The organism is Candidatus Thiodiazotropha sp. AKAK3 (genome assembly GCF_058244645.1).
Genome location: NZ_JBSYOQ010000036.1, coordinates 40,962 through 62,624 on the forward strand (window position 1 = coordinate 40,962; position 21,663 = coordinate 62,624).

General features: G+C 49.3%; 20 protein-coding genes. 19 read left to right on the top strand and 1 reads right to left on the bottom strand.

The window, feature by feature from the left end; translation table 11 throughout:
- The 19 genes from AC4IE7_RS07070 to truB all read left to right on the top strand — a co-directional run bounded on the left by AC4IE7_RS07070 (window position 1) and on the right by truB (window position 21,256).
- Window positions 1-684 carry an ABC transporter ATP-binding protein gene (locus AC4IE7_RS07070; protein ID WP_490776116.1) on the top strand — a complete coding sequence of 228 codons (684 nt, stop codon included), beginning with the start codon at window positions 1-3 and terminating at the stop codon, window positions 682-684.
- Between the two features lie 3 nt (window positions 685-687).
- Window positions 688-1,695: a hypothetical protein gene (locus AC4IE7_RS07075; protein ID WP_490776117.1), complete on the top strand. Its 1,008-nt coding sequence runs from the start codon at window positions 688-690 to the stop codon at window positions 1,693-1,695.
- Window positions 1,692-2,186 (top strand): TlpA family protein disulfide reductase, encoded by a 495-nt coding sequence (locus AC4IE7_RS07080; protein ID WP_490776118.1) that lies wholly within the window; start codon window positions 1,692-1,694, stop codon window positions 2,184-2,186. The genes AC4IE7_RS07075 and AC4IE7_RS07080 overlap by 4 nt, the downstream gene beginning before the upstream one ends.
- Window positions 2,183-2,863, top strand: a complete 681-nt coding sequence (locus AC4IE7_RS07085) for a sulfite exporter TauE/SafE family protein (RefSeq protein WP_490776119.1) — start codon at window positions 2,183-2,185, stop codon at window positions 2,861-2,863. Before AC4IE7_RS07080 ends, AC4IE7_RS07085 begins: the two co-directional genes overlap by 4 nt.
- Before the next feature lie 22 nt (window positions 2,864-2,885).
- Window positions 2,886-3,569: a nitrous oxide reductase accessory protein NosL gene (locus AC4IE7_RS07090; protein ID WP_490776120.1), complete on the top strand. Its 684-nt coding sequence runs from the start codon at window positions 2,886-2,888 to the stop codon at window positions 3,567-3,569.
- A gap of 81 nt (window positions 3,570-3,650) precedes the next feature.
- Window positions 3,651-4,175, top strand: a complete 525-nt coding sequence (locus AC4IE7_RS07095) for a nitrous oxide reductase accessory protein NosL (RefSeq protein WP_490776121.1) — start codon at window positions 3,651-3,653, stop codon at window positions 4,173-4,175.
- Between the two features lie 486 nt (window positions 4,176-4,661).
- On the top strand, window positions 4,662-6,791 hold the full coding sequence (locus tag AC4IE7_RS07100) for an HAD-IIB family hydrolase (protein WP_490776122.1): 2,130 nt from the start codon (window positions 4,662-4,664) through the stop codon (window positions 6,789-6,791).
- A complete protein-coding gene (locus AC4IE7_RS07105) occupies window positions 6,788-7,645 on the top strand; it encodes an HAD-IIB family hydrolase (RefSeq protein ID WP_490776123.1) in 858 nt (285 codons plus the stop codon). Before AC4IE7_RS07100 ends, AC4IE7_RS07105 begins: the two co-directional genes overlap by 4 nt.
- Window positions 7,646-7,773: 128 nt before the next feature.
- Window positions 7,774-8,655 carry a carbohydrate kinase family protein gene (locus tag AC4IE7_RS07110; RefSeq protein WP_490776124.1) on the top strand — a complete coding sequence of 294 codons (882 nt, stop codon included), beginning with the start codon at window positions 7,774-7,776 and terminating at the stop codon, window positions 8,653-8,655.
- A 73-nt stretch (window positions 8,656-8,728) separates the two neighbouring features.
- Window positions 8,729-10,705 (top strand): alpha-amylase family glycosyl hydrolase, encoded by a 1,977-nt coding sequence (locus tag AC4IE7_RS07115; RefSeq protein ID WP_490776125.1) that lies wholly within the window; start codon window positions 8,729-8,731, stop codon window positions 10,703-10,705.
- Window positions 10,706-10,993: 288 nt separating this feature from the next.
- Entirely contained in the window at window positions 10,994-11,710 is a 717-nt protein-coding gene (locus AC4IE7_RS07120) for a response regulator (protein ID WP_490776126.1), read from the top strand.
- An 87-nt stretch (window positions 11,711-11,797) separates the two neighbouring features.
- Entirely contained in the window at window positions 11,798-13,261 is a 1,464-nt protein-coding gene (locus tag AC4IE7_RS07125; protein ID WP_490776127.1) for a sensor histidine kinase, read from the top strand.
- Window positions 13,262-13,609: 348 nt separating this feature from the next.
- Window positions 13,610-14,104: a peptide-methionine (R)-S-oxide reductase MsrB gene (msrB, locus tag AC4IE7_RS07130; protein WP_490776128.1), complete on the top strand. Its 495-nt coding sequence runs from the start codon at window positions 13,610-13,612 to the stop codon at window positions 14,102-14,104.
- On the top strand, window positions 14,101-14,853 hold the full coding sequence (locus AC4IE7_RS07135) for a DUF1223 domain-containing protein (RefSeq protein WP_490776129.1): 753 nt from the start codon (window positions 14,101-14,103) through the stop codon (window positions 14,851-14,853). Before msrB ends, AC4IE7_RS07135 begins: the two co-directional genes overlap by 4 nt.
- A gap of 269 nt (window positions 14,854-15,122) precedes the next feature.
- Window positions 15,123-15,581, top strand: a complete 459-nt coding sequence (gene rimP / locus AC4IE7_RS07140) for a ribosome maturation factor RimP (protein ID WP_490776130.1) — start codon at window positions 15,123-15,125, stop codon at window positions 15,579-15,581.
- Window positions 15,582-15,596: 15 nt separating this feature from the next.
- Window positions 15,597-17,090, top strand: coding sequence for a transcription termination factor NusA (gene nusA, locus AC4IE7_RS07145; RefSeq protein WP_490776131.1), 1,494 nt, complete (start codon window positions 15,597-15,599; stop codon window positions 17,088-17,090).
- 92 nt (window positions 17,091-17,182) lie between these two features.
- On the top strand, window positions 17,183-19,819 hold the full coding sequence (gene infB, locus AC4IE7_RS07150; RefSeq protein ID WP_490776132.1) for a translation initiation factor IF-2: 2,637 nt from the start codon (window positions 17,183-17,185) through the stop codon (window positions 19,817-19,819).
- Between the two features lie 101 nt (window positions 19,820-19,920).
- Window positions 19,921-20,280, top strand: a complete 360-nt coding sequence (rbfA, locus tag AC4IE7_RS07155) for a 30S ribosome-binding factor RbfA (RefSeq protein WP_490776133.1) — start codon at window positions 19,921-19,923, stop codon at window positions 20,278-20,280.
- Window positions 20,281-20,332: 52 nt separating this feature from the next.
- A complete protein-coding gene (gene truB / locus AC4IE7_RS07160) occupies window positions 20,333-21,256 on the top strand; it encodes a tRNA pseudouridine(55) synthase TruB (protein WP_490776134.1) in 924 nt (307 codons plus the stop codon).
- Window positions 21,257-21,309: 53 nt separating this feature from the next.
- Here truB and AC4IE7_RS07165 read toward each other — a convergent pair.
- Window positions 21,310-21,663: hypothetical protein (locus AC4IE7_RS07165; protein ID WP_490776135.1), on the bottom strand; the 354-nt coding region annotated here is incomplete at its 5' end.

A 21,663-nucleotide genomic window follows, 5' to 3' on the forward strand; every position in this document is an offset into this window, starting at 1 on the left:
ATGTTGATTCAGCTCACAGATGTCCGCAAGGTTTTTAACCAGGGTAAAGCAAATGAGTTTTGTGCCATACAGGGTATAACCACTCACTTTGAAGCTAACCAGGTCAGTTGTTTGAAAGGTGCCAGCGGATCAGGAAAAACGACATTGATGTCGTTGATCGGTTGTCTTTCACGTCCAACCAGTGGACGAATTCAGTTGGGTGAGCGTGTTATATCCGGCCTGCCGGAACGTTTTTTGACAGAAGTTCGGCGACATACCTTCGGCTTTATCTTTCAGCGCTTTAACCTGATCCCAGGGTTGAGTGTACTGGAAAATATAATGTTGCCTGCCTATCCGCAGGGCTTGCCATACAAAAGCTTAAAAGCCAGAGCTGATCGACTGCTTGATCAATTCGCCCTTGCAAATAAATCTGACAACCTGGTGGAGTGGTTGTCTGGTGGTGAGTCGCAACGGGTTGCCATATGTCGGGCATTGATCAATGAACCACAAATACTGATTGCTGACGAACCCACAGCCAATCTCGATAGCCAACTTTCAGCTGAGTTCATGGGACTGATCGATGAACTCCGTAAAGCGGGAAAGAGCGTATTGATCTCCAGTCATGATCCGGCGGTATTTGAATCAAATGTAATAGATCGGCTAGTGGAACTGCATGATGGCTGTGTGGTGTCTGAGGATGTGTAAGCAGTGATATTCGACTCTTCCATCATGGCGTTGATTATGGTTTCTGCAATAGTCTCCATAATGTTGATTTTTGCTGCGGCTTTCGCAATCCAGATAATCCGTTTCTGGGATATTCAAAGTGGTAGTGAACAGCAACTTATACTTGAACGTCGCACCTATCTGATATCGACTCTGTTGATTTGGGCCTTAAGCTTCGAGTTTCTATCACTACTGCTGTTTATCTATAACGCTGAATCGATGTCAGGACAATTTGTTGGGGCAATGTGTGCAACTGGGGTACTTAATGTTAATCCCTGGGGTTGGCCAACCCTGTTTTTAAAGGTTGCTATGTTCTTTTTTGCTGCAGCCTGGCTAGCTTTAAACTATCTCGATAATCGGGGATATGACTATCCTCTTATCAGGTATAAATATGGATTACTATTGATTGCTGTCCCGATGGCGATAACAGAGTTTATTCTACAGTGGTTTCATTTTAGTGAGATGGACCCCAATCTGATCACCTCCTGCTGTGGAACCCTCTTCTCCGCTGAAGCGGATGGGGTGGCTGCAGAGATATCAGCTATAGCGCCAGGCAAGGCCATGCCTGCTTTGGTAGTGTCATCGGTTTTAGTGCTTTTCAGTGCGCTTTGGGTTGCCTTGAAAGGTCGTAATGGTTGGTTACTTTCGTTGGCTGGGCTTGCAGCATTTTGTGTCTCATTGATCTCCATTGTGTCGTTTATATCGCTCTATATCTACGAGCATCCCCACCACCACTGTCCCTTTTGTATTCTCAAGCAGGGGCATGACTATATGGGGTATTTTCTCTATATACCCCTGTTTCTGGCAGCGGCTCTATCACTGAGTGTCGGAGTGATCTCTCCTTGGAGGAGCATTCCAAGTCTGACGGCTAGCGTAACAACGATGGTTCCCAGGCTGAGCTGGCTCTCACTCATACTCTTTATGCAGTTTTTCCTGACAGCAGCTTGGTCTGTGTGGCGCTCAAATCTAACCATGCTTGAGGTGTGGTGGTGAAACTAAAAGATACTCTTGGTGTAGCGCTGATGCTGATCAGTCTATTGGGCTGTCAGGCGGATACATCCGCGCTGGATAAAGGCAAGCAGACGCCGGAATTTGAACTATTAAACCTGAATGGTGAGCTGCAACACTACCCCAATCAATTTGACGGCAAGGTGGTGGTGATTCGCTTCTGGGCAGATTGGTGTCCATTCTGTGAAAGCGAGATGCAGGATATAGAGCCCGTCTATAGAAAATTGAAAGATAAAGGATTGGTGATACTTGCATTGAATGTCAGGCAGGATCGTGAAACTGCCGCCGCATTTATAGATAAGCTGGCAATCAGTTATGGCGTTCTACTTGACGATGAAGGCGCTACAGCGCGCAACTATGGCGTCATTGGATTGCCCACTACATTTTTTCTCGACAGGAAGGGCAGGTTACATACCCGTATCATCGGCGAGTCATCAGCTGAGCTTTTTGAACAACTTGTAAGTGAGCTGCTGTGAACTCTGAATTTACTCTCAGTCTGGCCTTTATGACAGGTATTTTAGGTAGTTTTCACTGTCTCGGTATGTGCAGTGGTATCAATGCTGGATTTTTTATCAACCAGGCTCCGAGATACAGGATAAGTTCACTGTTTGCATTTCATGGTATGCGTATCGCTGTCTATACCATGCTGGGGGTGGCTGGTGCCCTTGTGGGTCAGGTACTGGTTCAGAGTGGCATTGTTGGTAAAGCGCAAGGCATCCTGATGATTGTGGCGGGGGTGTTGATCCTGTTGCTCGGCTTGAACATGCTCGGTATACCCTTGTTGAAGATAAACCCTGGAAAGCCTGCTGTAGTCGCTGTTCCTGTTGCCACTCTGAGCAACTCGTCATCTCTGGTAACAGCGATGACGGCAGGCACACTCAATGGCCTGGTGCCATGCAGCTTGGTTTTTTCTGTAGCGGTAAAAGCACTATCCACTGCAGACCCGCTACAGGCTGGACTACTCATGATGAGCTTCGGTGCTGGTACATTGCCATCCATGGTCGTAGTTACCTTATCTGGAGTTTATGTCGGATCTGTGTTTAGAGGTAGGTTGGCTAAAATGGCCGGTCTTGTAGTTTTGTTGCTTGGCTTTTGGACCCTGTATGAAGGTGTGATTTTTTTCGACATCATGCGGGGATTGGCCAATTGGTAATTTAGAAAAGGAGAAGTAGACTATGTGTGAAGAGAGTAATAAGGAACGTCGCAATCTGCTGAAGATGTTATCTGTGGCCGGATTGGCTGGCTTATCAGGTGGTGCGATAGCGGGACAGGGCGTTGGTGTGATGGTGCCTGGAAAGGGATGGGTGAAAGCATCGGATAGTGCCTGTGATGGAGATGGTACACCACTACAGTTTATCCCGAAGAACACGCCAGACGATAAGCCCTTGGAAAATGAGCTTGAAAAGTATTCCAAGTGTCCCTATTGCGGCATGGATCGTACTAAATGGCACCATAGCAGACATTTGGTTCACTACGATGATGGCCTGGTGGATGGCACCTGTTCAATTCACTGTCTGGCAATCAGCCTTTCGTTAAATATCGATCGTGGTCCTAAAGCGATCTATGCAGCCGACTTCGGTGCAGACAAAGAGATCAAGCCGATGGTTAATGTGGATGACGTAAGTTATCTGTTAGGGGCTAAGTTGAAGGGTACGATGACCACCAGGAGCAAAATGGCTTTCTCTTCAGCTGAGGCTGCAAAAGCAGTGCAGGCAGCTAAAGGCGGTGAGATAGCAGGTTTTGATGAAGCGCTGAGTGAGGCGTATATAGGGATGGCAAAGGATACCCTGATGGTTCGGAAAAAACGTCTTGAACGCCGTCAGAAGATGATGCAAAAGATGAAACAGAAAAAAGGGTAACACTCTCTCATTAACCCGGCACATATGTTGCCGGGTTAATGGAACATCTCTTTTGGAAAAATTGATAAACGGAAAGTGTGAATGTTATTTGGTTTGAAAAAGATCGTTAGTTCGTTGCTACTTTGCTGTTTGTTGTTTCAAGTGAATATCCTGGCTGCAGAGAGTGTGAATCAGCCTGATCCTGGCCCAAGGGATACCTGTCCGGTATGTGGGATGTTCGTTGCAAAATATCCTGAATGGATTGCAACAGTAGTCTACAAGGATGGTCACGCGCACCATTTCGATGGCGCAAAGGATCTTTTTAAATATCTGCTGGATCTGTCGAAATGGGCGCCGAATCATCAGACGAGTGAGATCGAAAGCATAGGTGTGACTGAATACTACGGTCTTCAGAGAATAGATGCACACAGCGCATACTATGTCATCGGCTCCGATATTTTAGGCCCCATGGGGCATGAGTTGATTCCACTGGAAAGCAGGGAAGAGGCTGAAGAGTTCAAGCTGGACCATCAGGGTGTCTCGATTCTGAAATTTGATCAGATAAAAACGCGTCTGTTGTTTAATATGGACGAAGGCGTATTTGAGTTGGGCCCAGTCGTGAAATAGCCCGCGAATATCATGCTCGCTGCATGAATATCTATGGCCTGATTAGTAAGTATAAATCTGATACTATTAATCCCTAGACACGGCACATTCTCAGGCGACCTTGCCAGGGAGTCTCTGAACAAGCCATGAGCCGACATCTTGTTGTGAAAAATGTACCTTCTCTTCATTGCAGGTCTTCGCAAAGAGCGAATTGTTAGGTGTGATCTGCACCTTGAAGTGGAGCATTTTGATCGACAATCTGTTCGACCCGGACTTATTCTGAGGTTATCTAGGGCCACCTGAATATATAGATATTGTTGATGCTTGCAGTGAAATGGATTACCTGACTGATAGTTTCAGCGCCCAACCCTTTAACATTAAGTATCTATTTCATATCTTTTTTGGGGGAGAGTCGCTCTATACAAGGCGGTCAAGCATTGCCATCTTCGATTATTCCGATTGAGCGGGATTTCCTGTCTCATGCATCAGTGCCGGGGAGAATATGCGATGTATATCTGTCTGATAAGTGTTCATGGGCTGATTCGTAGTCACGATCTGGAATTGGGACGTGATGCAGATACCGGTGGCCAAACCAAATATGTTGTGGATCTTGCCAGAGCCCTGGCTGAATGCGATGAGGTCAGTCGTGTTGATCTGGTGACCAGAAGGGTCGTAGATCCGGAGATCAGCGATGACTACGCTGAGCCTTTGGACTTGCTCTCACCCAAGGCAAGAATTGTCCGTGTTGACGCGGGGCCTGAAGGGTACCTTGCCAAGGAGATCCTGTGGGATCATCTGGACAGCTTCATGGATAATCTGCTCAACTGGCTGAAGACCCAGCCCCGCATGCCCGATATTGTCCATAGCCATTATGCTGATGCTGGATATGTCGGTGTGCGACTTTCTCATCTGCTGGGTATTCCATTAGTGCATACCGGTCACTCTCTGGGTCGGGATAAACAGCAACAGCTACTTGCCAAGGGGCTGACTCGAAAAGAGATTGGCATTCGTTATAACATGGAACGGCGGGTCGAGGCTGAAGAGGAGGTGCTGGCAAACGCCGACCTGGTGATCACCAGTACTCACAATGAAATCGAAGAGCAGTACAGCCTCTATAACTACTATCAGCCGGAGAGTATGGCGGTCATACCGCCTGGCACCGACCTGACTAAATTTCATCCACCTGTAGCAGGGGAAAAAATCTCATTTAAAAAGTCCCTGGCCAGGTTTCTTCAAGATCCTGAAAAGCCAATTATTCTTGCCCTTTCCCGGGCTGACGAACGGAAGAATATTCTCACCCTGCTGGAAGTCTACGGGGAATCGACCCAACTGCAGAATGCAGCAAATCTGGTGATTGTTGCCGGTAATCGTGACGACATCCGGGATATGGATAGTGGTCCCCAGTCTGTTATGACTGAAATCCTGATGACCATCGACCTTTTTGATCTGTATGGACATGTGGCAGTTCCAAAACGCCATCTAGCCAGGGAGGTGCCACAGATCTATCAGCTGGCAACTGACTCCAAAGGGGTGTTCGTCAATCCGGCGTTAACGGAACCCTTTGGTTTGACTCTGCTTGAGGCTGCAGCAAGCGGATTACCATTGATTGCTACGGAAAATGGCGGGCCAGTGGATATCATCGGTAATTGCAAAAACGGTCTATTGGTCGATCCACTGAATAAAAAGGCGATCCGGCGCAGCTTACTGAAAATTCTGCACGACAATGATTTGTGGCAAAAATTCGCCAACAACGGACTCACCGGTGTTCGCAAACACTACTCATGGAAGGCCCATGCGAAAAAATATCTTTCGCTGATAACGCCGATGCCGGATACACATCAAAGGATACCCACCAAACCTCCCAGACATGTTAAATATCGATACAGGGACAGGGCAATCTTTACAGACCTGGATCAAAACCTGTTAGGTAACCCAACCGGATTGAAGCGTTTTATAGAGGTTGTACGGAATAACCGAAAATGTGCCACATTTGGCATAGCAACAGGACGTCGTTTGGATGATGCACTGCAGATCATGAAAAAGTTCTCCATTCCGATTCCGGATGTATTAATCACCAGCTTAGGCACTAAAATTCACTACTCACAAGGTCTTTCCATGGATGATTACTGGGGAGACCACATTGACCATCTGTGGCAACCCAAAAGCATTCGTAGAGTGATGGCGGATCTGCCAGGCATCAAACCTCAACCGAAACGGGATCAGCATTACTTTAAACTGGCCTACCACTATGATCCAAACAAGGCGCCTTCTGTTGATGAAATCAATACTCTGCTGCACAAAGAGGAGCTGACCTGTAACGTCATTCATGCATTCGGTCAATTCCTTGATGTATTGCCATCAAGGGCGTCAAAAGGGCAGGCGTTGCGCTATGTGGCGCAACGTCTGGATGTGCCTCTTGAGAATACCCTGGTTGCAGGGGGCTCGGGTTCTGACGAAGATATGATGCGAGGTAACACGCTTGCCGTGGTGGTGGCCAACCGACATCATGAAGAGCTCTCTCATATGGTTGACCTGGAGCGTATCTACTTCGCCAGTCAATCCCATGCCTTGGGCATTTTGGAGGCAATCGAACACTATGACTTTTTCAAAAGTTGCCATGTACCAGAAGACATATGACCCAAAAGCTACTCATTTGTACTGATCTGGACAGAACTCTGATACCCAACGGATCTGAGCCTGAATCCCCAGACGCGAGAGACTATTTTCAACAGCTTTGTGACTCTGAAGATGTAGATCTGGCCTATGTCAGTGGTCGTGATAGTTCTCTGGTGATTGATGCGATCAACGACTACGATCTACCTCAACCAGACTATGTGATTGCTGATGTCGGTTCGACGCTATACCAGGTCCATGGATTAAACAGATGGGAGAAGTGGGCTGAGTGGGAGGAAGAGATTGAAAGCGACTGGAATGGCTATTCTCACCAGGCACTTTCTCAACAGTTATCTGATTGGCCTGGCCTTAGTATGCAGGAGCCGGAAAAACAGCAACCATTCAAGTTGAGTTTCTATGTTGAACTGGAGGCTGACCATCGTCCACTACTGGAAGGGATTAGGAAACGGCTCATCAACCTCGGTGTACGGGCCAACCTGATATGGAGTATTGATGACTTGGCAGGGGTGGGCTTGCTCGATCTCTTGCCAGAGAGGGCAGGAAAGTACCAGGCGATCGAGTTTCTGCGTCAGCATCTGGGGTATGAGATAGCGGATACACTCTTCTCAGGCGACAGTGGTAATGATCTTGATGTGCTTACCAGCCATCTGCCCTCAGTGCTGGTAGCAAATGCCCGACCAGAGGTGTTGAGTGAGGCTCAACGAATGGTAGATGAAAATGGTCTCTCCAATGCCTTTTATCCGGCTAAGGGAGGTTTTATGGGAATGAATGGCAACTACAGTGCGGGGATACTGGAGGGGTTGGCTCACTACCATCCGGAATATGCCAGTCGGCTTATGAATCAAAACTCAAGATGACGAGGATTTTTGGGCTAGTGCAGTCTATGCTCCAATTTCATCAAATGTCTGACGCGCACCCTCTCCTCAACCCCTCTTCCATCAAGGGAGAGGGGCTATAAGTCTGCAAATAGAGAAATGAGACATCTATGAACAATAAAAAACTGATTATTTTTGGCGAGGTTCTCTACGATTGCTTTCCTGGGGGTGAAAAGGTACTTGGTGGTGCCCCTTTCAATGTTGCCTGGCATCTACAGGCCTTTGGTCAGTCCCCAAGTTTTGTCAGTCGTGTTGGTCGGGACAGTGAGGGGGATACCATTCTCAGGACTATGTCTCGCTGGGGAATGGAGACCGAAGGTGTGCAGCAGGATGCAGATCATGCCACAGGAAAAGTGACAATCACCATTAATCATGGAGAGCCAAGCTACGAAATCGTGGCGGATGCGGCATATGACTTCATCGATCCACTGCCCTTGCAGGATACCGCTTGCGATACCCTCTACCACGGAAGTCTTGGATTAAGAAACTCGATTGCCCGCAGCGCGCTTGATCAACTGAAAAAGAGTGGTGCAAAGACTATTTTCCTGGATGTGAATTTGCGCCCCCCCTGGTGGAATCGTAAAGAGATATTGGATTGGGTCTCTCAAGCAGACTGGGTAAAACTTAATCGGCATGAGCTTGAGCAGTTACTGGGTCAATCATCCGATCTTCTGTCGCAAGCTATGGATTTCAAGACAACCTACGGTTTGCAAGGGGTAATCGTGACGCGAGGGGAGAAGGGCGCTATAGTTTTGGCTGGTAACGGGGATCGACCTCTGGAGATAGTTCCTGAACCTATCCTCGAAACAGTGGATACAGTCGGTGCGGGAGATGCTTTTACCTCGGTGATATTGCTTGGGCTGATGAAACAATGGTCACTGGAGAGCAGTTTGAAACGAGCACAAGCCTTTGCCTCGGCAATTGTGGGTCAGAGAGGTGCGACAGTCTCCTCCGCATCGTTCTATAGTGACTTTATGGCGCAATGGAATTAGTGTTAACAGGCCTTGATATGAAACACCAAACAAGAGAGAAGCGGTAAGTTGGAGCGACCACAGGCGAACCACTATGTATGAGCAGGTAGCACATTCGCTTCTGAATCAAATCCTTGACGAACTCAAAACAGAGATTCGCAAACGGGACCTGCGCCATTTTTATACCCGTCTGGGTGCCAACTTCTATGGTATTCATCTGCTATTCAATCACCTCTATGGTAAACGGGATGATTTCAAAGAGCAGATGATTCACTTGGTCGAGGTGATGGCAATACGATATGTACAACGACATGTCGACCTCAAACAACTCGACAGTGAGCGAGAGAAACACCACAACTGGTTTCTCAGTCAGGAATGGGTCGGGATGGCACTCTATGCGGACGGCTTTGCCAATAATCTGCAAGGCGTAGAGGAGCGGCTTCCCTACCTACAGGAACTCGGCGTCAATATGCTGCATGTGATGCCGGTTATGGACTGTCCAAAAGGGGCGAGCGACGGTGGCTATGCGGTCAGTGATTTTCGCAATGTGGATTCTCGTTACGGCACTCTTGAAGATATCAATAAACTGGCTCTATCGACACGTAAAAGAGGCATGCTTCTAGTCCTGGATATGGTGCTCAATCACACTTCGGATGAGCATGAGTGGGCGCAGCGGGCGAGGGCTGGCGAACAGAAATATCAGGACTACTACTACACCTTTAAAAATCGTGATATCCCCGATATGTTCGAGGAGACAATGCCGGAGATCTTTCCCGAGACCTCTCCTGGTAATTTTACCTGGGATGAAGGCATGCACAAATGGGTGATGAGTGTCTTCAATCACTATCAGTGGGATCTCAACTACAACAATCCAGCAGTGTTTATTGAAATGCTGGATAACACGCTGTTCTGGGCAAACCAGGGTGCAGATATTCTGCGCCTCGATGCTGTTGCTTTTTTATGGAAAAAGATAGGCACCACCTCTCAGAACGAGCGTGAGGCCCACCTGCTGCTACAACTCATGAAAGACTGTTGCCAGGTTACCGCGCCTGGGGTGTTATTTATTGCTGAAGCGATAGTGGCGCCAGTGGAGATCATTAAATACTTCGGTGAGGATGCAGTAATCGCAAAGGAGTGCGAAATTGCCTACAACGCAACATTTATGGCGCTGATATGGGATGCTGTGGCTACCAAGAACACCCAGTTGCTGATGCAGGGTATACAGAGCCTGCCGACAAAACTGGATCGGGCAACATGGCTCAACTATCTGCGCTGTCATGATGATATCGGTCTCGGCTTTGATAATGCCGATATCATTCGGGCCGGTTATGAGCCTTTCGCGCACCGTAAATTCCTGGTCGACTATTTCACCGGCAGTTATGATGACTCGCCTGCCCGTGGTGCACCCTTCGGCGTTAATCTGAAAACCGGGGATGCTCGTATCTCCGGTTCCCTGGCATCCCTGGTTGGCTTGGAGTCTGCCATTGAGCAGAATGATCTTGAAGCTATCAATGATTCGGTAAAAGTTATACTGCTGATTCACAGTTTAATCTGCTCATTCGGTGGTATGCCACTGCTCTACTATGGTGACGAGATCGGTACTCTCAATGACAGGGATTTTCTCAATGACGAGAATAAGGCGGGTGACAGCCGCTGGATGCAAAGACCAAAGATCGATTGGGATAGAGCCGCACGTCGCCATCAGCACGGTACACCGGAACAGCAGATATTCGATGGATTGAAAAAAATGATTGCTGCCAGAAAAGGTATTCCTGCGTTTTCAGATTTTAATAACCGAGAGCTGATCGACGTAGAGAACCCGCATCTGTTTGTCTTCTGGCGGAGCGATCCTTTCATGCCTATGGGCTCCGTGTTGGTGGTCTGCAATTTCGACAGTGCGCCACAGTACATGGAGCTGAGTGCCTTAGGTAATAGAGGCATGTTCGAATATGGCAATCTCAAAGATCTCTATTCCGGTGAGAGCCCGGAACTATTCAAGCAACAGCTGGTTGTGCCACCCCATCAGTTTTACTGGTTAACCGATCAACGTCCGGAGTCGGAGTTGTATTAGTATCCCTGAGATATTGATATTTATGACAGAGCGTCTTTTGATTGCTCACGGACTAAGTTAGCAGGGGGCTACAGCGGCGTTTTGAAGCCTTCATGGCTGAGTGTCTGGATGCTTATAACCCGGTTGGTAGTTACGATTGGTCTGATAGATTGCTGTGATACTTTCGTGATATTAATGTGAATCCCATGACATACATTACGGATTCAAAAAGCATTAACATCCAGGTGATCTCAGAACAACTTATACTCATGTTCTGGTTAGAAACTTACCAAAGGTAGATAAAAACAGATGCAACGAAAGCTACTCATCGTTGAAGACGAACCGGATATCGCCCATTTGGTACAAAACCATTTGCATGATGCTGGTTACGATGCGGATATAGCTGGAAACGGTGCGGCAGCCATGGAGCTGTTCAAAAAGCATCGATATCAGTTGGTTATTCTCGATTTGATGCTGCCTGATACGGATGGTTTGACACTATGTCGAAATATGAGAACAGCTGAAGACTATGTGGCGATACTCATGCTGACTGCGAAATCCACCGAACTTGATCGTGTGTTGGGCCTTGAGATGGGTGCAGACGACTACCTGACCAAGCCGTTCAGTGTTCCCGAGTTGATGGCGCGCATCAAGGCTCTGTTTCGTCGTATTGATGCCCTCAGAGAGGGTAGTGATAAAGTTGCGCAGCAAGAGACTCTGACCAGTGGCGGGCTGATCATTGATGTCACAAAACGTAAGGTTCAGGTTGAGGGTGAAGATATTGAATTGACGGCTACAGAATTCGACCTGCTGCTATTTTTTGCGCGACATCCCGGGCGTGTTTTCAGTCGTGTTCAGCTACTCGACAAAGTGTGGGGTTACAACCATGACGGTTATGAGCACACAGTAAACTCCCATATCAACCGATTGCGCGCAAAGATCGAAAAAGATCCATCGGATCCCCACTATGTTTTGACGGTCTGGGGCGTGGGTTATAAGTTTCGCGAAGAGAGGGGAGACGCTTGAAATACCAAACTTCCGTAATCTTTCTAAAAAGCTGGCATTGCTGTCGAACCCTGAAAAGCCTGGTTCCGGGTTAAAGCGACTAAGCTCATGTTTCACTCCTTATATGCTCGCCTATCCCTCGCACTGATTGCTCTATTTCTGGTTACCGGGCTTTTATATACCCTGATCACCCTGTCAACCACCGACCGCTATCTGCAAGAGATTACCCAACATTTCAACCGGGATCTGGCGCAGCGCATAGTCTCAGATCGACGGCTTGTCATCGATGGTGCAATGAATGATCTGGCACTGAAGAAAACCTTCAGTGACTATATGGATATAAATCCCAGTATTGAAATCTATCTGCTCGATAAGCTGGGGACTATCCTCGCCTTCTCCGCAGATGCTGGAAAGGTTAAACGCAAGCAGGTGGATCTGAAACCGATAGAAGCTTTTCTGCGCGGAGAAGGCTTTCCCTTGTTGGGCGATGACCCTCGATCCCATGAACGACGCAAAGCATTTTCAGTAACGCCAGTACCGGCAGGTGATATGGCGGCAGGATTTCTCTACGTGGTATTAAGAGGTGAAGAGTACGATATCGCCGAACAGGCAGTGCAGGAGAGTTATGCCTTGAGATACAGTGCTGGCGCTGTTGCGGTCAGTATGGGGTTTGGCTTACTGACGGGCCTATTACTGTTTCATTGGTTGACTCGCCGTCTACAGCGTCTTTCCAGCGTTATGGTGTCGTTTCAGCAGAGTGGCTTTACCCATCAAGAGCAATTAGCGGAGACTTTTAATCCTGAGGGAGATGAAGTTGAGCGGCTAGGGGCTACATTTGAAGCGATGGCAAAACGCATTGCCGATCAATGGGGGCAACTGAAACAACAGGATCGCCTGCGAAGGGATCTGGTGGCTCAAGTCTCCCATGACCTCAGAACCCCGCTTGCAGTACTTTATGGTTATCTTGAAACCCTGAATATGAAACAGAATACTCTTGATAAGGAACAGCAGCAGGAGTATCTGCGAGTAGCCTTAAAGCAGAGCAGGCGTTTGAAAGGAATGCTTGAGGATCTTTTTGAACTGGCTCAATTAGAAGCCAGAGAGAAGCAACCAACTTGTGAGCCAATGCCGTTAGCGGAGCTGGTTCAGGATGTGATTCAGAAATTCCAATTGCCGGCACAACAGTCAGAGGTTCGGGTTGAATGGACGGTCCCTCGTTCACTGCCATTTGTTAATGCGGATTTCGCCATGACCGAGCGGGTACTGGATAATCTCATCGGAAATGCCTTGGATCATACCCAATCGGGTGGGGCGGTTTCTGTGACCATTTCTCAACAGGAGAAGCTGGCTCTGGTGAGCGTCTCAGATAATGGTGAGGGTATTGGTGAATCAGAGTTAGAGCACATATTTGATCCCTTTTTCCGTAAACACAAGAGCGGTCATGAGTCTGGGCATGCTGGCCTGGGCCTTGCCATTGCTCGTCGCATGGTTGAATTGCAGGGTGGAACAATCAAAGCTGAGAATAATGAGTCTGGTGGCGCCTGTTTCAGTTTTACCCTGCCCCTGGCCTGAATTTTCCCACACTAGTCGCCACTGTGATCGATTTGTGATGTTTGCGTGATCAGCCCTGGATGGCTGAGATATAGAGTGATCCCCATGAGTTCGAGATGTGACTGATGGTGAATGGTTTTCCTGCACAATATACCGAGTTTTTGTGGGTGAATCTGGTGGGATAATCGCTGTCTATATGTAGCCAACGATTAGTGTGAGATTAAAATCAGAAGTGGTTTATAAACAGAGCGCGAGCTTAGCCAATCCCCGAACCTGGTAGTCACACCACGACTCTGTACTCAACTGGGTCAGATATCCCATTGAGGGAGTGACTTGTGAATCCCTTGCCTATGTAACAGGAGATATTGAATGAAACGTCGAAGTTTGATCAAACTAATGGGTGTGGCGACTGTGATGCCGATTATTGGGCATTCTGTATTTGCAAAGCAGGGTGAAGAGATGACGCAAGTGGAAAAACTTGATTTGAGCGAGGAAGAGTGGCGTAAGCGACTTACTCCAGAGCAATTTCATATTCTACGGGAAGAGGGTACTGAGCGGCCTGGCAGCAGTGCTCTGCTCGATGAAAAACGTAAGGGCACCTTTGTCTGTGCCGGATGCGATAATCCACTCTTCGCCTCCTCGACCAAGTATGAGAGTGGCACCGGCTGGCCAAGTTTTTATGATTACCTGCCCAATGCCTTGGGAACCAGGAAAGACTATAAGCTCATCTGGCCTCGCACTGAGTACCATTGTGCCCGCTGTGGCGGACATCACGGGCATGTATTCAACGATGGGCCGAAACCGACTGGTTTGCGCTACTGCAATAACGGTGTCGCACTGAAATTTGTGCCAGATGTCTCATGACTGCCAGAATTGGGTTGCTGTTATTGTCTGGTATGCTGGCAACAGCTTCCGCGCAAGCGACAAATACCCTGACACTGAGTAGTCCGGTAGAGCAGGTGCGGCTTGTGGAGCTATATACTTCTCATGGCTGCAGCAGTTGCCCTCCGGCGGATCGTTGGCTAAGTAAGCTGGAGAACCATCCGGGACTGTGGCGTCAGTTGATCCCCATGGCATTTCATGTCGATTACTGGGACGGTCTGGGTTGGCCGGATCGCTTTGCCTCATCCGCATTCAGTCAACGCCAGCGGGACTATCGTCACAGCGGAGCCCTGGGTTCGGTCTATACTCCAGGATTTGTCGTTGACGGGCAGGAGTGGCGAGGCTGGTTTCGTCATCCTGAACTCGCTGCGGGTAAACAGTTACGGGTTGGTCGCCTCACTTTAGCGGTCGATCCAGGGGCAGGGGTTTCCGCTGAATTTATTCCCGAAGCAGGTGGCCATGCCAAGGGCTTACAGGCTAATCTGGCGATTCTCGGATTCGATCTTGTGAGTCACATTGGTGGGGGGGAGAATCGAGGCCGGGATCTATCCGAAAATTTTGTTGTGTTGAGCCATTCCAGGTCTGAATCAGGCGCTGAAACTGGAAAATGGTCATTCTCATGGCCTGAAATATCTGTAAATGATGCCAAGCGGCTTGCGGTGGTGGTGTGGCTGAGTGATCCAGAGACTGGAGCGCCGGTGCAGGCTGCAGGAGGGTGGTTGCCGGGCTAGAGCTTTACGCTATGCGGTCTGGCTGTGACAGGGAATCATTTCTGGCGCTACATAGATAAAGACAATACCATACTAAAATTGCTTGAAGGCAGGTCCTATGCTAAAATTCGCACCAGTTTTTGCGATAGCTGTCGGTCATCAGCCGCAGTGCATTATAATAAAACCCCGATAGCGGGGTTTTTTTATTTAGAGAATAGGTGGTTACGGCCTCCCGTTTTCTGAGTACGACAGGATGGGCCATGTGCCCATTTTTTATTGCGGTGGGAAAAATGAGGTCTGCGCCAGAAAAACTTAAAACCCTTGTACGCCAGGAAGTTGAACTGCTGGGGTTTGAGCTGCTGGGCATTGAACTGACTAGCCAGGGCAAAGGTGGTTCGCTGTTACGGGTCTATATCGACCACGAAGAGGGCATTGTCATGGATGACTGCGTACAAGTCAGTCATCAGATAAGCGGTGTGCTTGATGTGGAAGATCCGATCAAAGAGCGCTACCAGCTGGAAGTCTCTTCACCTGGAATGGACAGGCCGCTGTTTGAAAAGGCTCATTTTGAGCGTTTCAAAGGCAGTAAGGTGCGGGTCAAGACCCAAACAAAGATTGATGGACGTCACCGTTTCACTGGTGAACTGGGTGGCGTGGAAGATAATCAGGTTTTAATTGAAGAAGATGGAACGCTCTATCGAATTCAGATCGATCTGATCGATTCGGCTCGAGTGATACCGGAATTTTGAATTAGGAAACATTTGATGAGTAAAGAGATACTGCTGGTCGTTGATGCGGTTTCCAACGAAAAAGATGTCGGTAAGACAATCATCTTTGAGGCTATTGAAGCCGCGTTGGCATCTGCCACTCGAAAGAGAAATGGTGACGATATTCTGGTTCGAGTGGCGATAGATCGCACTTCCGGAGACTACGATACCTACAGACAATGGGAAGTTGTAGAATCCTATGCGGAAGATGAGCCAGATGCCCCCTTGCGGCAGATTATTCTGGATGCCGCTCGTGAGGAGAATCCGAATATCCAGGTCGGTGAGTTTGTCGAAGAGCCGATTGAATCAATCGAGTTCGGAAGAATCGCTGCCCAGGCTGCTAAACAGGTCATCGTTCAGAAAGTGCGTGAAGCTGAGCGGGCCAAAGTGGTCGAGGCCTATAAAGGCCGGGAAGGTGAGCTGGTCACCGGTGTGGTAAAACGCATCGACCGGGGCAATATCTTCATGGACCTGGGTGGAAATGCTGAGGCTTTCATCGGTCGCGAGCACATGATTCCGAAAGAATCGATTCGGGTAGGCGACCGTATTCGCGGTTATCTCTATGAAGTCAGGTCCGAACCCAGAGGTCCGCAGCTGTTTATCAGTCGCACCATGCCGGAGTTGCTGATCGAGCTGTTCAAGCTTGAAGTGCCTGAGGTTGGTGAAGGTCTGATCGATATCAGGAGCGCTGCGCGGGATGCGGGGTTGCGTGCCAAGATTGCTGTCAAAGCACTGGATCAGCGTATTGATCCCGTTGGGGCCTGCGTCGGTATGCGTGGTTCCCGGGTACAGGCTGTCTCTAATGAATTGAACGGTGAGCGGGTCGATATCATTCTTTGGAATGATAATCCTGCACAGTTTGTAATCAACGCCATGTCTCCCGCAGATGTGGTCTCCATCGTTGTTGATGAAGACACCCATGCAATGGATGTCGCGGTCAGCGAGGAGAATCTATCCCAGGCAATCGGCAGAGGCGGACAGAATGTCCGCTTGGCCAGTCAATTGACCGGTTGGGAACTGAATGTAATGGATGAAGCCCAGGCATCCGAGAAGAGTGAGTCGGAAGCGAAAGGTTTTATAGATGCTTTCATGGATCAGTTGGATGTGGATGAAGACGTGGCGGCGATTCTGGTACAGGAAGGTTTTACCAATGTCGATGAAGTTGCCTATGTACCGATTGAAGAGATGCTTACCGTTGAAGAGTTCGACGAAGATCTTGTCAATGAATTGCGTAGCAGAGCAAAGGATTTCTTACTCACCCGCGCTATCGCCAATGAAGAGGCGTTCCGCGAGCCTGCTGAAGATCTGTTGAGCATGGATGGAATGGATCAGCAACTTGCTTTCACCCTCGCCGGCCGGGGGGTGGTAACCATGGAGGATCTGGCAGAGCAGTCCATTGATGAGTTGATGGAGATTGATGACATGGATGAAGAACGGGCAGGCCAATTGATCATGACGGCGCGAGCCCCATGGTTTGAAGAGGCAAAATAAGTCACTCCTCTAGTGCTTAACAAGTAATCAAGTTCCAGCGTGAATGTGAAACAGAGCAACAGATGGATAAGGCAAATTCGAGAGGCTGATGAATGAGTGAAGTAACGGTAGCACAACTTGCAAATGTCGTTGGCATTCCTGCCGATCTGTTGATGGAACAGTTGGCAGATGCTGGTATCTCGGCTAAAAACGCTGATGACAGGATATCCGATGAAGAGAAGGCGAAGCTGTTGCTGCATCTGCGTGAGAGCCATGGCAAAAAGAAGACGGCTACCGTTGCCGCCCCCAGTAAGGTAACACTCAGACGTAAAACGGTGAGCGAGTTACGTCAACCCACATCGAGCGGACGCAGTACATTGAGTCGCGCCTCCACTGCACCTGCCAAAACAGTCAGTGTTGAGGTTCGTAAAAAGCGCACCTACGTTAAGCGCGCCAACGTGGAGTCGGTTGAAAGTAAGGCCAAAGAAGCTGAAGAGGCACTTAAAGCGCTTGAGGAACAGGAACAATCCATTGAAGTTGTAGATCCAGAAGCAGAATCTCGCAAAGCAGCTGAAGCTGCCAAGCGTGAAGAAGATGAAGCAGCCCAAAAGGCCCAGCTAGAGGAAGCGGCTCAACAAGCTGCCGAGGAAGAGGCAAAACGTCTGGCTGAGGAAGAGGCGGTCAGAGAAGCAGAAGAGCAGGCGAAGCGAGAAGTGGAGTTGCAGAAAGCACAGGCTGCACCCGAGCCTGAACCAAAACCTGCGCCTGTCGCCGAGGCCAAGCCTGACGCAAAGCCAGCACCGGCACGAGGCAAGAAGGGACGTAAAGACAGCAGGCGTGATGAGAAAGGTTCTCATTCCAATCGCAAAGAGCTGCATGTGGCTGAAGGGTTGCGCGGTAAGCGCAAGAAAAAACCGGGTAAGCAACGCAGAGCGGCTGCCAGTGCCAGTGATGCGCAACACGGTTTTCAGCGGCCTACAGCACCAGTTGTCCATGAAGTGAAAGTCCCTGACAGCATCACAGTAGCCGATTTGGCGCAGCGTATGACCATTAAGGCCGCTGAGGTGATCAAGGTACTGATGAAAATGGGCATGATGGTAACCATCAACCAGACCTTGGATCGTGATACCGCCACACTGGTGGTTGAAGAGATGGGCCATGTACCCGTCGTGCAACGTGAAGAGGATGTCGAGGCTGATCTGCTGAGTATTGAGGAAGATGCCCAAACTCAGGGCGAGATGGTTCAACGTCCCCCAGTGGTCACCATCATGGGCCATGTCGATCACGGCAAAACCTCACTCCTTGATTATATCCGGACCAGTCGTGTAGCCGCCGGCGAAGCGGGTGGTATTACCCAGCACATCGGTGCATATCATGTGGATACCGATAAGGGTACGGTCTCATTTCTGGATACACCGGGACATGCCGCGTTTACTGCAATGCGTGCCCGTGGCGCCAAAGTGACCGATATTGTCATCCTGGTTGTGGCAGCCGACGATGGCGTGATGCCCCAGACCAAGGAAGCAGTTCAGCATGCCAAGGCAGCTGGTGTACCGCTGATTGTGGCTATCAACAAGATCGATAAAGAAGATGCAAATCCTGATCGAGTGATACAGGAACTCTCACAGGAAGAGGTCATACCCGAAGATTGGGGTGGTGACACCATGTTCGTGCGGGTATCTGCGAAAACCGGTGCCGGTATTGATGAGCTACTGGATGCAATCCTTCTACAGGCTGAGGTACTGGAGTTACGCGCAGTGGAAGTCGGGCCTGCTACTGGCTCCATAGTTGAGTCTTCTCTGGATAAAGGCAGGGGCCCTGTGGCTACTGTACTTGTTCAGACCGGAACCTTGAATCGCGGCGATATGATCGTATCCGGTAAAGAGTTTGGTCGTGTTCGTGCGATGTTTGATGAGAATGGTCGTTCGATCAAGACTGCTGGTCCTTCGATACCTGTGGTTGTTCTGGGACTCTCGGGTACGCCGGAAGCCGGTGACGATGTGCGCGCAGTGAGCGACGAGCGTCGGGCACGTGAGATCGCTGAGCTTCGACATGATAAACAGCGCTCGACTCGTTTGGCAGCACAGAAAGCTGCGAAGCTGGATGAGATGTTTACGCAGATGGCGGAAGGCGAGACTCAAAGCCTGAATGTGATCGTAAAGGCTGATGTGCAGGGTAGTGTGGAAGCCCTTAAGGAATCCTTGATCAAAACCTCGACTGATGAAGTGAAAGTGAGTGTTGTCGCTTCAGGTGTAGGCGGTATCAATGAGTCAGATGCGAATCTGGCAGTCACCTCGAATGCGATAATTATCGGTTTTAATGTGCGTGCTGATGCGGGTGCTCGTCGAGTGGTTGAAGAGCAGGGCATCGACATGCGCTACTACAGCATCATCTATGAAATTATCGATGATGTTAAGAAAGCGATTTCCGGTATGTTGTCACCAGAGATTCGTGAAGAGATCATTGGACTGGCCGAAGTTCGCGATGTATTCCGCAACTCCAAGTTGGGCGCCATTGCCGGTTGCATGGTGCTCGAGGGCATGGTCAAGCGTAACAATCCAATCCGTGTACTGAGAGAGAACGTGGTCATCTACGAAGGTGCTCTGGAGTCACTGCGTCGCTTCAAAGATGATGTCAATGAAGTCAAGAATGGTATGGAGTGTGGTATCGGCGTGAAGAACTACAACGATGTCCAGCCTGGCGATCACATTGAAGTCTTCGAGCGCACAGAAATTGCGCGCACGGTCTAGGTTTGGTTGGCACCATGATGAGAGGTTATTTGATCTGGCGCAGCAAAACCAAGCCAGCTTCCAAAGTGATCATTGTCCTGACTCCAAGCGAGGTACGTTAAATGTCACGTGACTTTAAGCGCACAGATCGCATCGGGGCTGAACTACAACGTGAATTGGCTGAGCTGATTCGCGAAGAGATCAAAGACGCAGCCTTGGGGATGGTGACCATTCAGGAGGCCAGAGTTGTTCGGGATCTTTCCCAAGCCAAAGTGTTTTTCACAACCTTAGGCGCAACATTCTCTCATAAAGAGAGTGCGGAGCATCTCAACCAGGTTGCAGGTCATCTGCGATGGTTGCTTGGGCAGCGTATGAAAATACGCTCAGTACCAAAACTTCTGTTTGTCTATGACGTTTCGGTTGAGCAGGGGGAGCATCTTTCCAACCTGATCAACGAAGCGCTTACTGAGAAACAGACCTGATTGGGTCTTTTCCCTTCTTAATATTTTTTTAATGATTGTTTAGAGAACAAGTATGGGACGTCGTCGTAATAGAGGGCGCAATATCAATGGTGTATTGCTGCTCGACAAACCTGAAGGCATGACCTCGAATAAGGCCCTGCAAGAGGTTAAATTTCTTTATAAGGCGGCCAAAGCCGGACATACCGGTAGCCTGGATCCATTAGCGACCGGACTGTTGCCGATCTGCTTTGGTGAAGCAACCAAGCTTTCTGCATTCCTGCTCGATGCTGATAAACGTTATCAGGTCAGAGTAAAGCTGGGTGAAATCACCACCACAGCAGATGCAGAGGGTGAGGTCATCGAAACCGCTGATCCCAGTGGTGTCACTGAAGCTGCCCTGCTTGAAACCATGGCGGAGTTCCAAGGGGAGCAACAGCAGTTGCCACCGATGTATTCAGCGATCAAGCATAAAGGTGAGCGCCTCTATAAGCTGGCTCGTCAGGGTATCGAAGTGGAGCGTGAACCGAGAACGATTCATATCCATGGACTTGATCTGTTGAGCTTTGACTTGCCTGAGTTTGAGATGGATGTGCGTTGCTCCAAAGGCACTTATGTCCGCACTCTGGCAGAAGATATCGGCAAGCGCCTGGGTTGTGGCGCCTATGTCACAGGATTGCGACGTACCGGTGTCGGCCCCTATGATGACCAATCCATGTTAACCCTGGAACAGATTCAGGAAGCTTTTGCCGAGCGGCAGTTTCCAGAGATGGATGAGTGGATGTTACCTCTGGAGAGTGCCCTTGCCGAATGGCCTGAGGTTGCTCTCTCTGCAGATGCCGCCTTCTACATGAAGCAGGGTCAACCGATACTGGTGCCCAATGCGCCCACCAGTGGTTGGGTGCGGCTCTATGCCAATAAGACCGATTTTCTCGGTGTTGGACAGATCCTGGAAGATGGGAGAGTGGCTCCAAAGCGGCTGATGCAGGCTAGCAGCTAACTCAGTTACGTAGAGTGCCGAATAGGGAAAAGCTTTAAAAAACCTGAAGTTAACTAGAACTTCTTAGCTTGGATTTCAGCACCTTTTGGTGGGGCATGGCCCCACCCTACCGTACGCACACAAGCACTCTCCCTAGACGGAAGATGTCGCAAAATGCGTAGGGTGGGGCCATGCCCCACCAACCACAGCAGAATAAAGGGGTCTATCCCATCAGCCACAACAGGATAGCCCAGACGTAGGGTGGGGCCATGCTCCACCAACCACAGCAGAATAAAGGGGTCTATCCCATCAACAACAACAGGATAGCCCAGACGTAGGGTGGGGCCATGCCCCACCAACCACAGCAGAATAAAGGGGTCTATCCCATCAGCCACAACAGGATAGCCAGACGTAGGGTGGGGCCATGC